Below are 17,465 nucleotides of genomic sequence, written 5' to 3' on the forward strand. Positions count from 1 at the left end.
GGATAACCTTAGCCTTATTTAGCTTCTTTTTTCTTTTTATACGGAGTTCCACCTAATGGCAGTTCTTTTCTGAAAATACCATCGTATTTGTAATAAGCCATTTGACAAGCTGGAGCAGTAGCAATTGTACTTAATTCACCAATTCCTTTTGCGCCATAAGAATATTTTGTTTTTCCTGGCCCAGTAACAAATTTTGTTTCAATCTCAGGTACTTCAGTACTCCTAAACAACCCTAGTGTACCATACTTAACCTTAAGATATCCACCATAAGTTGGAAAATCTTCTTTCAATCCATATCCTAAGCCCATAACAACTCCACCTTCAACTTGACCTTCTAGAGTAGTCAAATTAACTGGAGTTCCAACGTCACTTATAGCATAAACTTTCTTTAATTTTCCATCGTCATCTAACTCAACTAATTGAGTAGCATAACTGTAAGCTAAATGGCTAACTGGATGTGGTTTATCACTAGTAATTGGATCTGAATAAAATGTAAATTCCCCTTCGAATTCTTGGCCTTCTAATTCTTCAATAGTATGATTTTCTAAAGCTGCCTTTAATTTTTCTGCAGCTCTCTTAATAGCTTCTCCAGTAAATGCAGTTTGTCTACTTGCTGTACTACAACCTGAATCTGGAGTTCTTCTCGTATTAGGAGGCTCTACTAACATCTGCTCTCGTTTAAGATTACAAGTTTCACCAAGCATTTGTGATGCCATAGTAGCAATACCTTGCCCCATACAAGCTGCACTAGTTCTAATATGAACTATTGAATTTTCAATAGATAAAATACATCTACCTGAATCTGGAACACCCACACCAATACCTGAGTTTTTAAATGAATTAGCAAAACCTATTTTACTAGGATTTTTATAATAAATATCTCTAGCTAAATCCATGCATTCAACAATACCACAGTCTTCAGAGGTTATTTGCCCATTTGGCATAGTATCACCAACTCTCAATGCATTTTTATATTTGAATTCAAAAGGATCCATATTAACTTTTTCAGCTAAAAGATTTAAATTTGATTCAACTGCAAAACAACTTTGGGTTACTCCAAATCCTCTAAAAGCACCACCTGGAACATTGTTTGTATATACTGCTTTACCTATAATATCAATATTTTGATAATTATAAGGGCCTGAAGCATGAGTACAAGCTCTTTGTAAAACAGGACCACCTAAAGAGGCATAAGCTCCTGTGTTAGAAATAATAACAGCCTTCATTGCTGTGATTTTTCCATTTTCATCACAACCTGTTGTAATATCAATTTCCATTGGGTGACGCTTAGGGTGAACCATTAAACTCTCTTGTCTTGTAAGATGTAATTTAACAGGTTTTTTAGTTAGATAAGCCATTAGTGCTGCATGATGCTGTACACTCATATCTTCTTTACCACCAAAACCACCACCAACTAATGCGGCTTCAACCTCTACATCATCTAAAGGAAGTTTCAACATTCTTGCAACTTCTCTTTGATCATCATAAATTGATTGGGAAGATGTATATAACTTTACGCCCTTTCCTTGTGGGAAGGCTACAGCACACTCAACTTCCATAAAGGCATGTTCAGTATATGGGGTTTTGTAAGTATTCCTTACAATATGAGCACTGTTTTTTAAAGCAGTTTCTACATCACCTCTTTGAATATGTTCAACTTGTAGGATATTTCCCTTTTCATGAATTTTAGGAGCATCTTCTTCCATTGCTTGATGAACATCAACAACAGCAGGCAATACTTCATATTCTACATCAATTAAAGATGCAATTTCATCTAAAGCATCAACATCAGTTGCTGCAATAATAGCTATTCCATCTCCAATATACCTAGTAATATCACCTTCATGTATTAAAACATCCCAATCATGAACTAAGTGTCCTAATTTATTTTCAGGAACATCCTTAGCCGTGGCAATTCTAACACATTTAGGGTGTGCCTCTGCTTTAGATACATCTAGTTTTAGAATTTTAGCTCTTGGGTAAGCACTTCTAAGAACTTTTAAATGAAGCATTCCCTCAAGTTCAATATCATCAGTAAATACTCCTCGTCCCAAAGCCTTATCTAAAGCATCAGGTCGAATAAATCTAGTTCCTAATTTAGGGTTATCACTATTTTTGGGTATTTCTAAATTTTCTCGAAAAAATCTAGCACTATCTAAAATTGCTTGTTCAATTTTAATATAGCCTGTACATCTACAGATATTACCTCTTATTGCTTTTTTAACTTCTAAAGGTGTAGGATTGTTATTAACATCAATCAAAGCTTTAGCAGCTAAAATCATTCCTGGAGTACAGAACCCACATTGAACTGCCCCTGCGGCAGCAAAACAATACCCGTATACTTCTTCTTCTCTTTGAGTTAGACCTTCAATCGTAGTTATATTTTTTCCATCAAGCTTAGAAATTTTTGCTAGACAAGCTTTTGTTGCTTTACCATCAATTATGACAGTACAAGTTCCACAAGCTCCTTCACTACAACCATCTTTAGTACCATATAAATTAAGATTTTCTCTTAAAAATCTTAGTAAAGATTTGTCTACATCCGTTGTTATTTTTTTACCATTGACGCTGAAAGTATGCACAGCGTTCCTCCCGGTTTTGCACGTTGTGCTTGAAAATCTGCGTGTCGCTTAGTTTAACGAAATGGTTAAGTCTGTGATACAACGCTATCTATATTCTCACACAACACTTCTATCCTTGTCAATATAATTTTATTGATTAGATCTAAACTACTAGTCATTTAACTAATATATATGTTTTCATATTTAGATATATAATTTATAATAAACTTATGAAAACAAATAAAAAGATTACTGTGATAGATGGACAAGGTGGAAGCCTTGGAAAAACCTTAATAAAAAAGATAAAAGAAAAATATCCAAATACAGAAATAATAGCCATTGGAACTAATAGCATAGCTACAGCTGCTATGCTTCAAAGTGGTGCAGATGGGATTGCAACTGGCGAGAATCCTGTCATAGTTGCAGCGCGTGATGCTGATATTATTATAGGGCCAATTGGTATTATAATAGCTGATGCCTTACATGGTGAAATTACTCCTAAGATGGCACTTGCCATTGGCCAAAGTAAAGCACATAAAATATTTATACCCGTATCCAAATGTAATATAACTATAGCAGGTACAACTAGAATTGGGCTTGATACAATCATTAACGAAATTATTGAATCAATTGCAGAACTGTTATAAAAATATTTAGTTAAATTGTGAATTGACATATATTCAAATACATTATATCTTAAATCCTGTCTTTGACAGCTAAATAGGTGAAAAAAAGGATATAATTCCTTGTATGGTAAGAATTATATCCTTATAAACGTTGTGTAATAGTTGTGGACACTTTTACTGTTTCTTCATTTTTCCTATGATATATTTTAAATCACCTTTACTTAAATATTTTCTTTTAAATGAAGTTCCTAACTTACGATCAAACTCTTCTAAAATATCGTCATAGTAATCAAATAGATAAATGTTATCTTCAAACTCACTTCCACAAGCTTTTTGAAGACTTTCAATTATCTGTAATGTTGACCATTTTGATTCAACTGATTGTTCTATTAATCTTGTAATTACCAAAGAAACAAAACATGATAAGAAATGGGCCTCAATTCTTTCTTTTTTGTTGTGAAATACTGGTCTGAAATTTAAGTAGCTTTTTGTTATCTTAAAGGTTTCTTCAATTTCCCATAATCCTCTATACATCTCAATGATATCTAAATCGGTAACGACTTTGTTCAGCTTGAAGTAATTATCCTTCAAGAATTTACTTTTACATTTCATTGGTTTTTCTTCTGGATCTAATCCAATTACATTTGTACATATCACATAGTAACCATCTAGAGATTCTTCTTCTTTTAATTTTTCTTGATTAAAATAGGGTTTTATACAATCTGTTTTTGAAAGCTTCTCTCCATTAGTTGATACAATATCTGTTTTAATATATTTATTACTTCCATAATTATTCATAACAGCAGTACTACCACTATCAATAAATTTTTGTGCTTTACAAAGAGCATCTTCTCTATCCCTCTTAGCTTTATCTGCAAATTTTTGACTGTAATACACAACTTGTCTTTCATTAACTAATACTTTAGTAATTTTCCCAGTTTCTTTATTTTTTACATTTATCTTTGCTGGATAAAATCTTGATTTCATTTTTACTCTAGGAACATTATCTTCTCCAACAATACAACGCCCTTTTTTTATTTTCTCATATCTCTGTTCTTTCTCTGGAACTTCTAGATAAATATAATCATCCTGTTTTTTTACCCAAGCCTTCATCTCTGCATCAGCTCCTCTTACAGAGTGACTTATTACATACCCATTATGATTTATAAGAATATTCCCTCTATTATCTCCTGTCATCATTCCTTTATCTGCTACAACAACTATATCTTTTATCTGCAAATCATCTTTTACTGTTTGCATATTTGGTTGGAGAGTTAAGCAATCATTTGTATTTCCATCAAAAAGACGATAACTAACAGGTATTCCCATATCATCCATAAAAAGACCCATCTGAACAATAGGATTAGGTCTATGTTCTTTTGATACACCACGTTGCTTCATTTCTTTTGCATTATCTATTTCAAAGTAATAATTAGTCACATCATAATACATTAATGTAGTATCTCTATTAAACTGTTTCGTCATTTGATTGTTAAGATGCTTAATTAAGCTATATCTCCATTTAAAAAGATAATCCATTGTGCGGTAGATATGTTGTATATCGAAATTCATTGGCTCAAAGAAGGTTTCCTTATTATTAAAGGTCCCTAATTTAGAATCTGGATTAATAATTCTTGAATAAATTAATAACTGAAAAACTTTATCCATATTAAAGGCAATATCAGTTGATCTTTTTTTACTGTTAATAAATTTGTTTAGCTTTAGCTTATGATAAAAATGAGAGATTACAATATATCCTAAGTTTTTTCTATTACTAAAGTCTGATTTCTCTATTTGTTGTTTATCTAAAAAATCATGAATTCTTACTTTAACTTCAACTTCTTCATTTAGATAATTTTTTTCAGCAGTTCTTTGTTTAGCTACTTCTTTGAAATGAGCAACAGGGTCATCATATTGATCTAGATAGTCTTCAACAAAACCAAGATCTTCAATTATTCTCTTTTTTTGAATTCCATTAACTCTATAAGACTCTCTTATATACATTCTATGTTTATTGGATCTTTTCTGTGGAATGACTGATAAATACATTTTTAAACCTCGACTTGATAAATAAAATTATAGCACAAACTATAAATATATACAAGTGTGCCCTGTGTGTACAAATAAAATACAACGAAAAAGATAATAAAAAAATTTATCTCTTTATGAGATAAGTATTTATTGGAGTAGGTTTCTTGAATCAGCTGTCAAACTAGGGGGGTTATCACTATTTTTGGGTATTTCTAAATTTTCTCGAAAAAATCTAGCACTATCTAAAATTGCTTGTTCAATTTTAATATAGCCTGTACATCTACAGATATTACCTCTTATTGCTTTTTTAACTTCTAAAGGTGTAGGATTGTTATTAACATCAATCAAAGCTTTAGCAGCTAAAATCATTCCTGGAGTACAGAACCCACATTGAACTGCCCCTGCGGCAGCAAAACAATACCCGTATACTTCTTCTTCTCTTTGAGTTAGACCTTCAATCGTAGTTATATTTTTTCCATCAAGCTTAGAAATTTTTGCTAGACAAGCTTTTGTTGCTTTACCATCAATTATGACAGTACAAGTTCCACAAGCTCCTTCACTACAACCATCTTTAGTACCATATAAATTAAGATTTTCTCTTAAAAATCTTAGTAAAGATTTGTCTACATCCGTTGTTATTTTTTTACCATTGACGCTGAAAGTATGCACAGCGTTCCTCCCGGTTTTGCACGTTGTGCTTGAAAATCTGCGTGTCGCTTAGTTTAACGAAATGGTTAAGTCTGTGATACAACGCTATCTATATTCTCACACAACACTTCTATCCTTGTCAATATAATTTTATTGATTAGATCTAAACTACTAGTCATTTAACTAATATATATGTTTTCATATTTAGATATATAATTTATAATAAACTTATGAAAACAAATAAAAAGATTACTGTGATAGATGGACAAGGTGGAAGCCTTGGAAAAACCTTAATAAAAAAGATAAAAGAAAAATATCCAAATACAGAAATAATAGCCATTGGAACTAATAGCATAGCTACAGCTGCTATGCTTCAAAGTGGTGCAGATGGGATTGCAACTGGCGAGAATCCTGTCATAGTTGCAGCGCGTGATGCTGATATTATTATAGGGCCAATTGGTATTATAATAGCTGATGCCTTACATGGTGAAATTACTCCTAAGATGGCACTTGCCATTGGCCAAAGTAAAGCACATAAAATATTTATACCCGTATCCAAATGTAATATAACTATAGCAGGTACAACTAGAATTGGGCTTGATACAATCATTAACGAAATTATTGAATCAATTGCAGAACTGTTATAAAAATATTTAGTTAAATTGTGAATTGACATATATTCAAATACATTATATCTTAAATCTAGGATTTCAAGAAGGAATCTTACTTTTCATTTTTTTTGTTTTTATTTTAGCCAGGAAGGCTTAGATACATTAGATATCTGCTTCTCCTTGCTATTTTTTTTTGGAGTTTTACAATGGAAAAATTTACCCAGCCCCTAATCAAAGGGACTACTTTAAACGTATTTAATGATAATGAATTAATATTTACATCTTCTAGTTCTTGGTTATATCCCCTATTCGAACTTGATAAATTTTTGAGCAATTCCAGCCAAAAATATGATAACTTAAGTGCTCACGATACAACTGGAGGAAAAGCTGCTGCTGCTATCATGATTAAATTAAATATTAAAAGAGTAAAATTTAATTTAGTAAGTGAAAGAGCAAAATCATTATTAGAAAAACATAATGTAGAACTTGTTTATTCTAAGTTAATAGATAAATTACTTTGTAAAACTGAAGATTTATTTGAAAAAGAAAATTCAGTAGATGTTATTTACCAAAAAATTAAAATAAGAGCAAAACAAGGAATTGGTTTAAATGTTGAAATAAAAGATTTAAAAATTGGTTATGAAAATAAAGTGTTATATACCTTTGATCACTTAGAAATCAAAGGGGGAGATGCTTTAATTGTTGAAGGCGATAACGGGATTGGAAAAACAACTTTAATAAAAACATTACTCCAAGAAATAGAACCTATTAGTGGAAAAATTTTAATAGATGGAAAACCAATTAATAAATTAGAAACCAAAACAATAGGATATATAAAACAAGAAAAAGAAAACCAAGCCTTCCCTATTAGTGTTAGAGAAGTTGTATCTATGGGGATAAACAAAGACTTAAGTAAAGCTGAGAGAAAATATTTAATAGATACGAGTTTAAGGAAATGCAAAGCAATACATCTAATAGACAGAAACTATTATTCTCTATCAGGCGGGGAAAAACAAAAAGTATCTCTTGCTAGATGTTTATGCCAAAAAGCAAAAATATTAATTCTAGATGAACCAACATCTTTCTTAGATAAAGATAGCAAAGCTCAACTTGTAACTTTATTGCAATCTTTAAGAAATGGAGAAATGCCAACTATAATTCTAATTACCCATGATAAAGATATTAAAGATACTTTAAAATGGGATACATATAAAATGGAGAGACATAATGCTTAGTTTATTAACTCTTCCTCCAATATTCAAAGCTTTTATTGCTTTAATCCTATCAGGAATCTCTTTCCCTCTATGCGGGGTAATGGTATTAAGACTTGATTTAGTTCCTCTAAGATACGCTCTAATGCACGGAGTAATTTTAGGAGGTGCACTTGCCCTTGCTTTAAATGTGCCAACCTTACCTATTATAATAATAGTTAATTTAATTGTAGTATTTTTAATTATAAAAATTCCAAGTTCAAACTCTTTCTCATCAGCTGCAGCAATGGTTTTTACAATGGGACTTGCTTCTCTTTTAATGCATACTTTCAATGTACCTGCTAAAGATTCACTTCAATTATTATGGGGATCGCCTTTTGCTTTAAGTTATTTAGATTTAAGTATTTTAGCCCTCTTAACAATAGTAGTTTTGCTTTATCTAATCTTAAATTTTAATAATATTGTTTCAATTTTTTTTGATAAAGCAATAGCTAAAAGTCTAGGAGTTAAAGTAGATCTAAACTATAATTTTATGGTTATAATTATTGCACTTTGTGTAGCATTAGCAATGAGGTTAATTGGAGCACTATTAATTGATGCCCTTTTAATTCTCCCTGTGTTAATTGCTTCAAGAGTTAGTAGTGCAACAAAAACATTATTTATCTTCTCTTCAATCTTTGGTTTTGTATTAGCGTTATTTGGCTTTTTTACAACTTTATATTTCAACCTACCTTTAAGTGCAACAATAGCTATAATTGCTGTGCTAATTTATATATTAATATCAATTTTAAAATCAATAAAAATGAGGAAAATACAATGAGAAAAAAATTAATTATTTCACTTAGTTGTTTGTTTTTTGGCTTAGCCCTTTTTGCCCAAGGGACAAAAGAGGTTAAATCAGATTATGTAGCTAGCACTAGTTGGTGTGCTTCTTTTGCCTATGTAGGAGGGTTAGACAATGTTATAAGTATCGCCCCTTCAGACTTAACTCATCCACCAGAATACGAAATATTACCAAGTGATATATTAACTATACAAAACAGCAAGGCTTTCGTATATGCAGGTTATGAAGCCATGATGGAAACATTAAGTAATAATCTAATCGATGAAGATATAGAAATCCAAATTAATACTGTAAATACCCTCGATAATATTAAAGATCAAGCTAAAAAGATTAGCACAAAATATAACACTGAGGAAAAAAGTAAAATTAGGGTTGAAAAAATTGAAAAATTATTTGAAGAAGCTAGAGAAGAAATAAAAGCGAAACAAATAGATAAGCTAGATGCTTATGTTCATTTTCATCAAGTTGCATTTGCCAAATCTTTGGGGTTAAATGTAGTTGGAACTTTTGGTCCTTCTTCTATATCTCCTAAAAATATTGATGAAGTTTCTAAATTAGATTCTCCTTTAATAATTGATAATATCCATAATCCTCTCGCTTCTCCTTTATCTGATGTTAATCAAAATGCAAAGGTTATAGTTTGGAGAAATTTCCCAGATACTAATGAAGATGAGGCATTATATAATATGTTAAAAAATAATATTGACTCTTTATTAAGTAAATTTTAATTACACTTATAAAAAAAAGCACTTTTATAATTTTTTTTAAATTCTTATAAGATAAGGAATTAAAAATTAGTTTACATATTTATACAAAAAAAATTCATTTTTTGTATTGACAAAAGTTTAAAATATTATTAAAAAATGTATATACATCAAAGGCGATGCAGGACTACTAAATCTTGCATCGTCTTTTTTTTGTATAACCTATAGGCAATCTTTTTTTTATCATTTTGTTTTTCGATTCATTTCGAATAAATACCACACAATGACGTGTGATCCAAATAATACTGGGTCACGCGTCTTTTTATTTTCAGGAGGGGAAAATGTATTCATCAGTTGACACATTATGGGTCTTATTAGGTGCAGTACTCGTATTCTTCATGCAAGCGGGATTTGCAATGGTAGAAACGGGATTCACAAGGGCGAAGAATAGCGGAAATATTATAATGAAAAACTTAATGGACTTTGCATTAGGTACTATAGTATTTTATATTATTGGATTTGGTTTGATGTTTGGTGCAGGTAAATTTATTGGAACTCCTGACTTTTTTGTTCAAAATGATTATTCAGGCAGCTATCCAACATTTGCATTTTTAATTTTCCAAACTGTATTCTGTGCTACAGCTGCTACTATAGTTTCAGGAGCAATGGCAGAAAGAACTAAATTCTCATCATATTGTTTATATTCAATCATTATTAGTGCTCTTATATATCCAATCAGCGGTCACTGGATTTGGGGTGGCGGATGGTTAGCAGATTTAGGCTTCCACGACTTTGCAGGTTCAACTGCAGTTCATATGGTAGGTGGTGTTGCAGCTCTAATCGGCGCTAAAATCTTAGGTCCTAGAATTGGAAAATTTGATAAAGATGGTAAAGCTAAGGCTATACCTGGACATAGTTTAACACTTGGTGCTCTTGGTGTATTCATCCTTTGGTTTTGTTGGTTTGGTTTTAACGGTGGTTCAACTGTAGGATTAACTGGAGATGAAACAATATTAAGTGCTTCAAAAATCTTTATAACAACTAACTTAGCAGCTGCAACAGCAGCAGTAGCTACAATGTGTGTTACATGGATTAAATATAAAAAACCTGATGTATCAATGACACTCAATGGTGCTCTAGCTGGTCTTGTTGGAATTACAGCAGGTTGTGATGCAGTATCTCCTGCAGGTGCTATTATCGTTGGATTAATCAGTGGTATTACTGTTGTATATGCAATTGAAATTGTAGAGAACAAGTTTAAAATCGATGATCCTGTTGGTGCATTCTCAGTTCATGGAGTATGTGGAGCCTTAGGAACAATTTTAACAGGTTTCTTAGCTGTTGATGGTGGTTTATTATATGGTGGTGGTGCTTCATTATTAATTACTCAAATTATCGGTGTTGTTGCTGTAATAGCTTGGGTTACTGTTACAATGACAATCGTATTTACACTAATTAAGAAAACTGTTGGTTTAAGAGTAAGTGCTAAAGAAGAAATTGCTGGATTAGACTTAGAAGAACACGGATTAGATAATGCTTATGCTGACTTTATGCCAATCGTAACAGGTGCTGGAACTCCTATTGATTTAGAAGAAGAAGGTACACCTACAGAGATTAAAGAAAAGGCTGTTAAAGTTGTAGATAAGAGAGATGAAAAATCTAAATTCACTAAGATCGTGATTCTTACTAAGAGAAGCAAATTCCCTGCACTTAAGAAAGCTTTAAATGATATCGAAGTCACAGGATTAACTTTGACAAATGTTATGGGATGTGGCATGCAAAAAGGTGTAACTGAACTATATCGTGGTGTTCCATTAGATATGACGTTATTACCAAAGATTAAGGTTGAGGTTGTGGTTTCTAAAGTCCCCGTAAAAACTGTTGTGGAAACTGTAAAAGATACATTATATACAGGACACTATGGAGATGGAAAAATGTTCATATATAATGTTGACAACGTAATTAAAGTTAGAACTGGAGAAGAAGGCTATGCAGCCCTTCAAGAAGACTAAGTTTAATTAAAACTATTCAACTGTCCCATCGTATATAAATTATACCTTGGGACTTTCTTATGTCTAAATTCTATTGGATATTTATATTTAAAGCTTTAAAAAGTACATAATTTAGATCAATTTATAAAAAGATGAAATGAACTTAATTTAAAATAGTAAAATCAACTCTATTTATCTCATCATAATAAATAATATCAATTGATTTTAAATCTTCAAAAACATTAAAGATTTCTCTCTCTTCAAATAAATAATCTATTGCTGCTCTATAATCTGATTCACTTTCAAATAACAATAAAAAACTCATTTTACCATCTGAATACTTTTCTTCAAGTTTTTTTACTAAACTAGAAGTAGAATAATTATCAAAATAAATTGTATCAACTGATTCTAACGTTTTATCATTTACTATGATTAGAGTATCAGTTAAATCATTTATAAAATAATTTATATTTGATGGCTCTAATCCATTTTTTAAATATATTTTAATATAACCTTGGTTATCTATTAAAAACGATTTAGCATTGTTTAGAGCTTTGCTATCTTTAAAAGTCAGAATAAAAATGTCATTATTTTTTTTAATATAATTAGAAATAGTTTCTGTAACTTTTTGGTCATCAAAAAAAGTAAAATACCCACCAATATTTTTTAAATAATAATATTTGTCTGAATTTGCTTTTGGAAGATCTATAGATGTAAGTATTATGTGGTCTTTTAATATTTGCTCATCAGTTACACAAAGATAACTATAATCTATATATTCATTAGTTGAATCGCCCTGTGTTACATCAACATGATACCATTGATTATCAAGCTTTATCATATTCCAAACATGGCTATCAGTTTGTCCTTTAAATTTGCCCTCAACTAAAAAACAATCAATATTAAAATAATCCATTATGAACTTAAATGATTTAGCATAAGATGTACACAATCCTATTTGATCTAATAAAATACTTAATAGGGATTGATCTGGAAAATCCTTATCATAATAAGAGTTTTGTATCAGATAATCATACACATATTTTACAATTTCAAAATCAGAGAAACCTAATACATCTCTTTCAATATCTCTCAATATATTATTTAACTTTATATTATTATAAATAATTGTTGCATCACTCATATCCTTATAATTAAATTCAAGTTGAGCTGATACAATTTCATCATTAATAAGTGAAGAAGTATAATTTAACTTCTCTGTAACATAAAAAATAGAAGGATTATCACTTAGAACATAAAAATAAATATCACTTAATAAATTAAAATCAAAGACATCTACAGTTAAAGAATCTTGCTTGTTTTTAAGTGCTGAATAAACTTCATTATATATTTTTTTATTAGAAGAATTTAAAGAATTATAATAAAAAGAAAATGCAAAAAGATTGCTGATAGAGAAACTAAAAATCATTAATAAAATAATTATTCTTTTATTTTTTTTCAATCTCATTCATTTTCCTTAAATTAATATTTTTAAATATTATAACATTAATTTGGACAAAAAAATCCCTTTTACCAAAATTAATCAATAAAAGGGAAAGAACAAATAAGATTTTATTTATAAGCTTTCTCGTGAACTGTTTTTACAGCTCTTCCGCTTGGCTCATTCATTTTCTTAAAGCTTTCATCCCATTCAAGAGCTGTAGCTGTTGAACAAGCAACTGAAGCTTCATGAGGAACTGTTGATGCAGCACCTTCACTCTTGAAATGTCTACTAAATAGAATTCTATAATAAGCTTCTTCTTTAGTAGCAGGAGTATTAATTGGGAATCTATTTTTAATATTATCAAATTGAACATCTGTGATTAATTTATCAGTTAAAGCCTTCAAACTATCAATCCAGTTATAACCAACACCATCTGAGAATTGTTCTTTTTGTCTCCAACAAACTTCTTTAGGAACAATATCTTTAAAAGCTTCTCTTAATACCCATTTTTCAATTCTATCATTACAAAGTTTTAAGTCAGGATTAATGCTCATCGCAACATCCATAAATTCTTTATCTAAGAAAGGAACTCTTCCTTCTACTCCCCATGCTGCTAATGATTTATTAGCTCTAAGACAATCATATAAGTGAAGTTTACTTAATTTTCTTACAGTCTCTTCATGGAATTCTTTTGCGTTTGGAGCTTTGTGGAAATATAGGTATCCACCAAATAATTCATCACTACCTTCACCTGAAAGAACCATCTTAATACCCATGCTCTTAATAACTCTTGCTAATAAGTACATTGGAGTTGCAGCACGTACAGTTGTAATATCATAAGTCTCTAGATGATAAATAACATCTTCAACAGCATCTAATGCTTCTTCAACAGTAAAATGAACTTCATGGTGTACTGTGCCTAAATAATCTGCAGCTATTTTAGCAGCTGCTAAGTCAGGAGAACCTTTTAGTCCAATTGCAAAACTGTGTAGACGAGGCCACCAAGCTTTTTCTTTATCATGAGTTTCAACTCTTTCTGCAGCAAATTTAGCTACAATAGCAGATATAACAGTACTATCTAAACCACCTGAAAGTAATACACCATAAGGTACATCACTCATAAGTTGTCTTTTTACAGCAGCTTCTAAAGCAGTTCTAATTACTTCAGGACTTCCACCATTGTTTTTAACATTATCATATTCCATCCAATCTCTTTTATACCAAGTTTGAACTTTTTTACTCTTACTATCATAAACACTAGCTGGTGGGAAAGTACAAACTGAAGGACAAATTCCTTCTAGGGCTTTAAGTTCACTTGCTACATAATAATGACCATTAACATCCCAACCTTGATAGAGAGGGATAATACCCATATGGTCTCTTGCTATTAAATAGAAATCATTTTCACTATCATATAATGCAAAAGCAAAAATACCGTTTAGATCTTCAATAAAATCAGGACCTTTAGCTACATAAAGAGCTATGATAATTTCACAGTCACTATTAGTTTGGAAATCATAATCCTTACAATATTTTTCTCTAAGATCTAAATGGTTATAAATTTCACCATTAGCCGCTAAGACAATCTTTTTATCTTTACTATAAAGGGGTTGTTTACCAGATAAGGGGTCAACAATACTCAATCTTTCATGAGATAGAATAACATTATCACCTTGATAAATCCCAGACCAGTCTGGTCCTCTATGTCTAATTTTCTTAGACATTTTTAAAACCTGTTCCCTATACAAAGAAGAATCGTCTTCTATATCAAACATTCCTACAAATCCACACATAATTTGACTCCTTAAAAGTATAAAATACCATAATCCCTTAAAATTCTAGAAGGTTGCCACACAAAAGTGCAGCAACCAAAAAACTAAAAAAATTGAACATATTCACTAATAATACAAAAAGTATTAAACCGAATATAAAAGATCACCATAAGTTGGTATTGGCCAACAATCCTTATCAACAAGTAATTCTAACTCATCTGCAAAAGATCTAATTTCACTCATTAAGTTAAAGATTTTATCTTGGAAGAAAATTGCTTTTTTATTTTCATCCTCGATAGCTTTTGCTTTAATAAGTTCTTCTTCTATTAAATTTACCTTCTCGCTTAAACAATTTAGTAATTGAGAAATTGATTCCATTAAGCTTAACTGTGATTTTAAATCTATGGTTGGTAAAACACTTTTTACCTTTGCAACCTCACCAGCAAGATTACTTAAATACTTGTTACTAGCTGGGATTATCATTCTTCTAACCATGTCAACCAAAGTCAAAGCCTCAATGTTTATTGTTTTAGCATAATTTTCATATAAAACTGTAGCCCTACTATATAGTTCTGAAGCAGTTAATACTTTAAAATGCTCAAACAACTCAATATTCTTCTTCTCTGTGTAAGCTCCAACAGCTTCTACAGTAGTTTTAAGATTGCTTAAACCTCTCTCCTTAGCTTCAGCAACCCATTCTTGGCTGTAGTTATTACCGTTAAATACAATTCTCTTGTGTTCTTTATAAGTTCTCTTAACTAAATCACTTAAAGCAACAGTAAAGTCATCAGCAGCCTCTAATTCGTCAGCAAACTCTTCTAATACTTTAGCAACAGCTGTATTTAATACAGTATTTGGTGTTGAAACACTTGCAGCGCTTCCTAACATCCTAAGTTCGAATTTGTTTCCTGTAAAGGCAAATGGTGAAGTTCTATTTCTATCAGTAGTATCTTTAACAAAGTCTGGTAAAACATCAACACCCAAAAGCATATTTTCTTTTTGCTTTCCATCAATTTCTCTACCGTCAGCAATAGCTTCCAATATTTCTTCTAAATCTGATCCAATAAACATACTAACTATAGCAGGAGGAGCTTCATTTGCACCAAGACGGTGGTCGTTGCCCGGAGATGCCACACTTGCTCTAAGAAGAGTTTGATACTCATCAACTGCTTTAATTACGGCTACTAGGAACAATAAGAATTGAGCATTATCTTTTGGATTATCCCCAGGTTCTAATAAATTCATATTGGTATCGGTAGAAATTGACCAGTTATTATGTTTACCAGACCCGTTCAATCCAGCAAAAGGTTTTTCATGTAATAAACAAACCAAACCATGTCTATCTGCCACTTTTTTCATAATTTCCATTGTTAATTGGTTATGATCACAAGCAACATTAGTTGTAGTAAATACAGGAGCTAATTCATGTTGAGCTGGAGATACTTCATTATGACGAGTTTTTGCATAAACTCCCAATTTCCAAAGCTCTTTATCTAAGTCTTGCATAAAAGCACTAACTCTAGGCTTCAAAGAACCGAAATAGTGATCATCTAATTCTTGTCCCTTAGGAGCTCTAGCACCAAGTAAAGTTCTACCTGTATATTTTAAATCTATTCTTTTATTATATAATTCTTTGTCAACTAAGAAATATTCTTGTTCTGGACCAACTGTGGTTTGAACTCTATTAACATCATGTCCAAATAACTTTAAAATTCTTTTAGCTTCTTTATCTATAGCTGCCATACTTCTTAATAATGGAGTTTTCTTATCTAAAACTGCACCACTATATGAACAGAAAGCTGTAGGAATACATAAAGTTTCGTCTTTAACAAATGCATAACTAGTAGGATCCCAAGCTGTATAACCTCTTGCTTCAAAAGTAGCTCTTAAACCACCTGAAGGAAATGAAGATGCATCAGGTTCACCTTTTACTAAGTTTTTACCTGAGAATGATAAAATTACCTTACCATCTTTAGCTGGGTTAATAAATGAGTCATGCTTTTCAGCAGTAATACCTGTTAAAGGTTGGAACCAGTGAGTAAAATGAGTTGCACCGTGCTCAAGAGCCCATTCTTTCATAGCATGAGCTACCGCATTAGCTATATTTAAATCTATTTCTTTTCCTTCTCTGATTGTATTTTTCAATGCACGATAAACATCTTTTGGTAGTCTATCTCTCATAGCATCATCACCGAATACCATTGAGCCAAAATAATCACTTATTTTTTGCATATACAGCGCACCTCTCTTTAAAACTTATATTTTTCCTAAAATTCTTGAAAATTAAAAAAGACGCTGTAGCTCAAAACCGAACTACAGCGCCTTTGCTGTTAATAAATTAATACATCATACTACTATTTTTGTCAACTCTCCAATTTATGTTTTTAACCGAAATTTTTTGAAATTTTATTTAATTTCTTTCCCAGTAACTAAATAAAAATATTTTTATTAAAATAATCTTTTTTTCAATATGCATTTTATGCATAAAATTACATATTATATTAATAAAAAATTAATAAAATGCTAGACAAGGATGACACTTTTCAATAATATCCTTATTAAGACAAAGAAGTCTAATTAGCGTTTTAACACTATATTATATATAAAAATAAAATAAAAAGATTGAACAAAGACGTTCATAGTTAGGATAACTATGGGCGTTTTTTCATTTTAGACTTATTGATTTTGGAATCATAAGGAGAAAAGTAATGGACCGAATAAAAAAAGAAGGGGAGATACGTATCCCCTCAGGATGCGCAATTAGCGGTATCTTTTCAAAAAAAGGCAGAAGATTTTCTGGCCAGATTGCAATAGATTCAATAAAACTTATGCACGATAGATCAAACGGCTTGGGCGGCGGTTTTGCAGGTTATGGTATATATCCTGAATATAAGGAGTATTATGCTTTCCATATATTTTATATGGACTCCGGAGTTTTGCAGTTAAAAAGATAAATTAAGACAATAAGTCTTTAGCTAGAATGTAATTATCATTTTGATAATTATTTTTTTTAATTAATTTT

At 30.9% G+C, this 17,465-nt stretch carries 13 protein-coding genes; 7 read left to right on the forward strand and 6 right to left on the reverse strand.

The genetic code is table 11. From position 1 onward, the window contains the following. Positions 1–14: 14 nt before the first annotated feature. Positions 15–2,582: a selenium-dependent xanthine dehydrogenase gene (gene xdh / locus ACZ5SO_RS10545; RefSeq protein ID WP_464624501.1), complete on the reverse strand. Its 2,568-nt coding sequence runs from the start codon at positions 2,580–2,582 to the stop codon at positions 15–17. 209 nt (positions 2,583–2,791) lie between these two features. Between xdh and ACZ5SO_RS10550 the strand changes: the two genes are divergently transcribed. Then, positions 2,792–3,208, forward strand: a complete 417-nt coding sequence (locus ACZ5SO_RS10550) for a DUF3842 family protein (RefSeq protein ID WP_464624502.1) — start codon at positions 2,792–2,794, stop codon at positions 3,206–3,208. Between the two features lie 153 nt (positions 3,209–3,361). On the opposite strand, the gene ACZ5SO_RS10555 is transcribed toward ACZ5SO_RS10550, so the two are convergent. After that, entirely contained in the window at positions 3,362–5,236 is a 1,875-nt protein-coding gene (locus tag ACZ5SO_RS10555; RefSeq protein WP_464624504.1) for an IS1634 family transposase, read from the reverse strand. Positions 5,237–5,365: 129 nt separating this feature from the next. After that, positions 5,366–5,887: a 2Fe-2S iron-sulfur cluster-binding protein gene (locus ACZ5SO_RS10560; RefSeq protein ID WP_464624505.1), complete on the reverse strand. Its 522-nt coding sequence runs from the start codon at positions 5,885–5,887 to the stop codon at positions 5,366–5,368. 209 nt (positions 5,888–6,096) lie between these two features. On the opposite strand from ACZ5SO_RS10560, the gene ACZ5SO_RS10565 reads away from it, so the two are divergent. The 5 genes from ACZ5SO_RS10565 to ACZ5SO_RS10585 all read left to right on the forward strand — a co-directional run bounded on the left by ACZ5SO_RS10565 (position 6,097) and on the right by ACZ5SO_RS10585 (position 11,248). Further along, positions 6,097–6,513 carry a DUF3842 family protein gene (locus ACZ5SO_RS10565; protein WP_464624502.1) on the forward strand — a complete coding sequence of 139 codons (417 nt, stop codon included), beginning with the start codon at positions 6,097–6,099 and terminating at the stop codon, positions 6,511–6,513. Positions 6,514–6,683: 170 nt separating this feature from the next. After that, positions 6,684–7,712: a DUF1893 domain-containing protein gene (locus tag ACZ5SO_RS10570; RefSeq protein ID WP_464624506.1), complete on the forward strand. Its 1,029-nt coding sequence runs from the start codon at positions 6,684–6,686 to the stop codon at positions 7,710–7,712. Beyond that, the gene (locus ACZ5SO_RS10575; RefSeq protein WP_464624507.1) at positions 7,705–8,508 is read left to right on the forward strand and encodes a metal ABC transporter permease; all 804 of its coding nucleotides are present in this window, start codon (positions 7,705–7,707) and stop codon (positions 8,506–8,508) included. The genes ACZ5SO_RS10570 and ACZ5SO_RS10575 overlap by 8 nt, the downstream gene beginning before the upstream one ends. After that, a complete protein-coding gene (locus tag ACZ5SO_RS10580) occupies positions 8,505–9,260 on the forward strand; it encodes a metal ABC transporter substrate-binding protein (protein WP_464624508.1) in 756 nt (251 codons plus the stop codon). The genes ACZ5SO_RS10575 and ACZ5SO_RS10580 overlap by 4 nt, the downstream gene beginning before the upstream one ends. 317 nt (positions 9,261–9,577) lie before the next feature. After that, complete coding sequence (locus ACZ5SO_RS10585; RefSeq protein ID WP_464624509.1) at positions 9,578–11,248, forward strand: ammonium transporter; 1,671 nt, start codon at positions 9,578–9,580, stop codon at positions 11,246–11,248. A gap of 142 nt (positions 11,249–11,390) precedes the next feature. Here the strand turns inward: ACZ5SO_RS10585 and ACZ5SO_RS10590 are convergent, their stop codons facing one another. The 3 genes from ACZ5SO_RS10590 to ACZ5SO_RS10600 all read right to left on the reverse strand — a co-directional run bounded on the left by ACZ5SO_RS10590 (position 11,391) and on the right by ACZ5SO_RS10600 (position 16,675). Further along, on the reverse strand, positions 11,391–12,695 hold the full coding sequence (locus ACZ5SO_RS10590; RefSeq protein ID WP_464624510.1) for a transglutaminase domain-containing protein: 1,305 nt from the start codon (positions 12,693–12,695) through the stop codon (positions 11,391–11,393). Positions 12,696–12,799: 104 nt separating this feature from the next. Next, the gene (gene asnB / locus ACZ5SO_RS10595; RefSeq protein WP_464624511.1) at positions 12,800–14,464 is read right to left on the reverse strand and encodes an asparagine synthase B; all 1,665 of its coding nucleotides are present in this window, start codon (positions 14,462–14,464) and stop codon (positions 12,800–12,802) included. A gap of 123 nt (positions 14,465–14,587) precedes the next feature. Next, positions 14,588–16,675, reverse strand: coding sequence for a glutamine synthetase III family protein (locus ACZ5SO_RS10600; RefSeq protein ID WP_464624512.1), 2,088 nt, complete (start codon positions 16,673–16,675; stop codon positions 14,588–14,590). Between the two features lie 476 nt (positions 16,676–17,151). Here ACZ5SO_RS10600 and ACZ5SO_RS10605 point away from each other — a divergent pair, with 476 nt between their 5' ends. After that, positions 17,152–17,397: a hypothetical protein gene (locus ACZ5SO_RS10605; RefSeq protein WP_464624513.1), complete on the forward strand. Its 246-nt coding sequence runs from the start codon at positions 17,152–17,154 to the stop codon at positions 17,395–17,397. Positions 17,398–17,465 lie beyond the last annotated feature (68 nt).

It is taken from the genome of Pleomorphochaeta naphthae, from assembly GCF_055396005.1.

Excerpts from the sequence above, each read along its gene's own strand:
- ACZ5SO_RS10550 (WP_464624502.1), top strand. The coding sequence starts at position 2,792 with ATGAAAACAAATAAAAAGATTACTGTGATAGATGGACAAGGTGGAAGC.
- ACZ5SO_RS10555 (WP_464624504.1), bottom strand. The coding sequence starts at position 5,236 with ATGTATTTATCAGTCATTCCACAGAAAAGATCCAATAAACATAGAATG.
- ACZ5SO_RS10565 (WP_464624502.1), top strand. The coding sequence starts at position 6,097 with ATGAAAACAAATAAAAAGATTACTGTGATAGATGGACAAGGTGGAAGC.
- ACZ5SO_RS10570 (WP_464624506.1), top strand. The coding sequence starts at position 6,684 with ATGGAAAAATTTACCCAGCCCCTAATCAAAGGGACTACTTTAAACGTA.
- ACZ5SO_RS10575 (WP_464624507.1), top strand. The coding sequence starts at position 7,705 with ATGCTTAGTTTATTAACTCTTCCTCCAATATTCAAAGCTTTTATTGCT.
- ACZ5SO_RS10580 (WP_464624508.1), top strand. The coding sequence starts at position 8,505 with ATGAGAAAAAAATTAATTATTTCACTTAGTTGTTTGTTTTTTGGCTTA.
- ACZ5SO_RS10585 (WP_464624509.1), top strand. The coding sequence starts at position 9,578 with ATGTATTCATCAGTTGACACATTATGGGTCTTATTAGGTGCAGTACTC.
- ACZ5SO_RS10590 (WP_464624510.1), bottom strand. The coding sequence starts at position 12,695 with ATGAGATTGAAAAAAAATAAAAGAATAATTATTTTATTAATGATTTTT.
- asnB (WP_464624511.1), bottom strand. The coding sequence starts at position 14,464 with ATGTGTGGATTTGTAGGAATGTTTGATATAGAAGACGATTCTTCTTTG.
- ACZ5SO_RS10600 (WP_464624512.1), bottom strand. The coding sequence starts at position 16,675 with ATGCAAAAAATAAGTGATTATTTTGGCTCAATGGTATTCGGTGATGAT.
- ACZ5SO_RS10605 (WP_464624513.1), top strand. The coding sequence starts at position 17,152 with ATGGACCGAATAAAAAAAGAAGGGGAGATACGTATCCCCTCAGGATGC.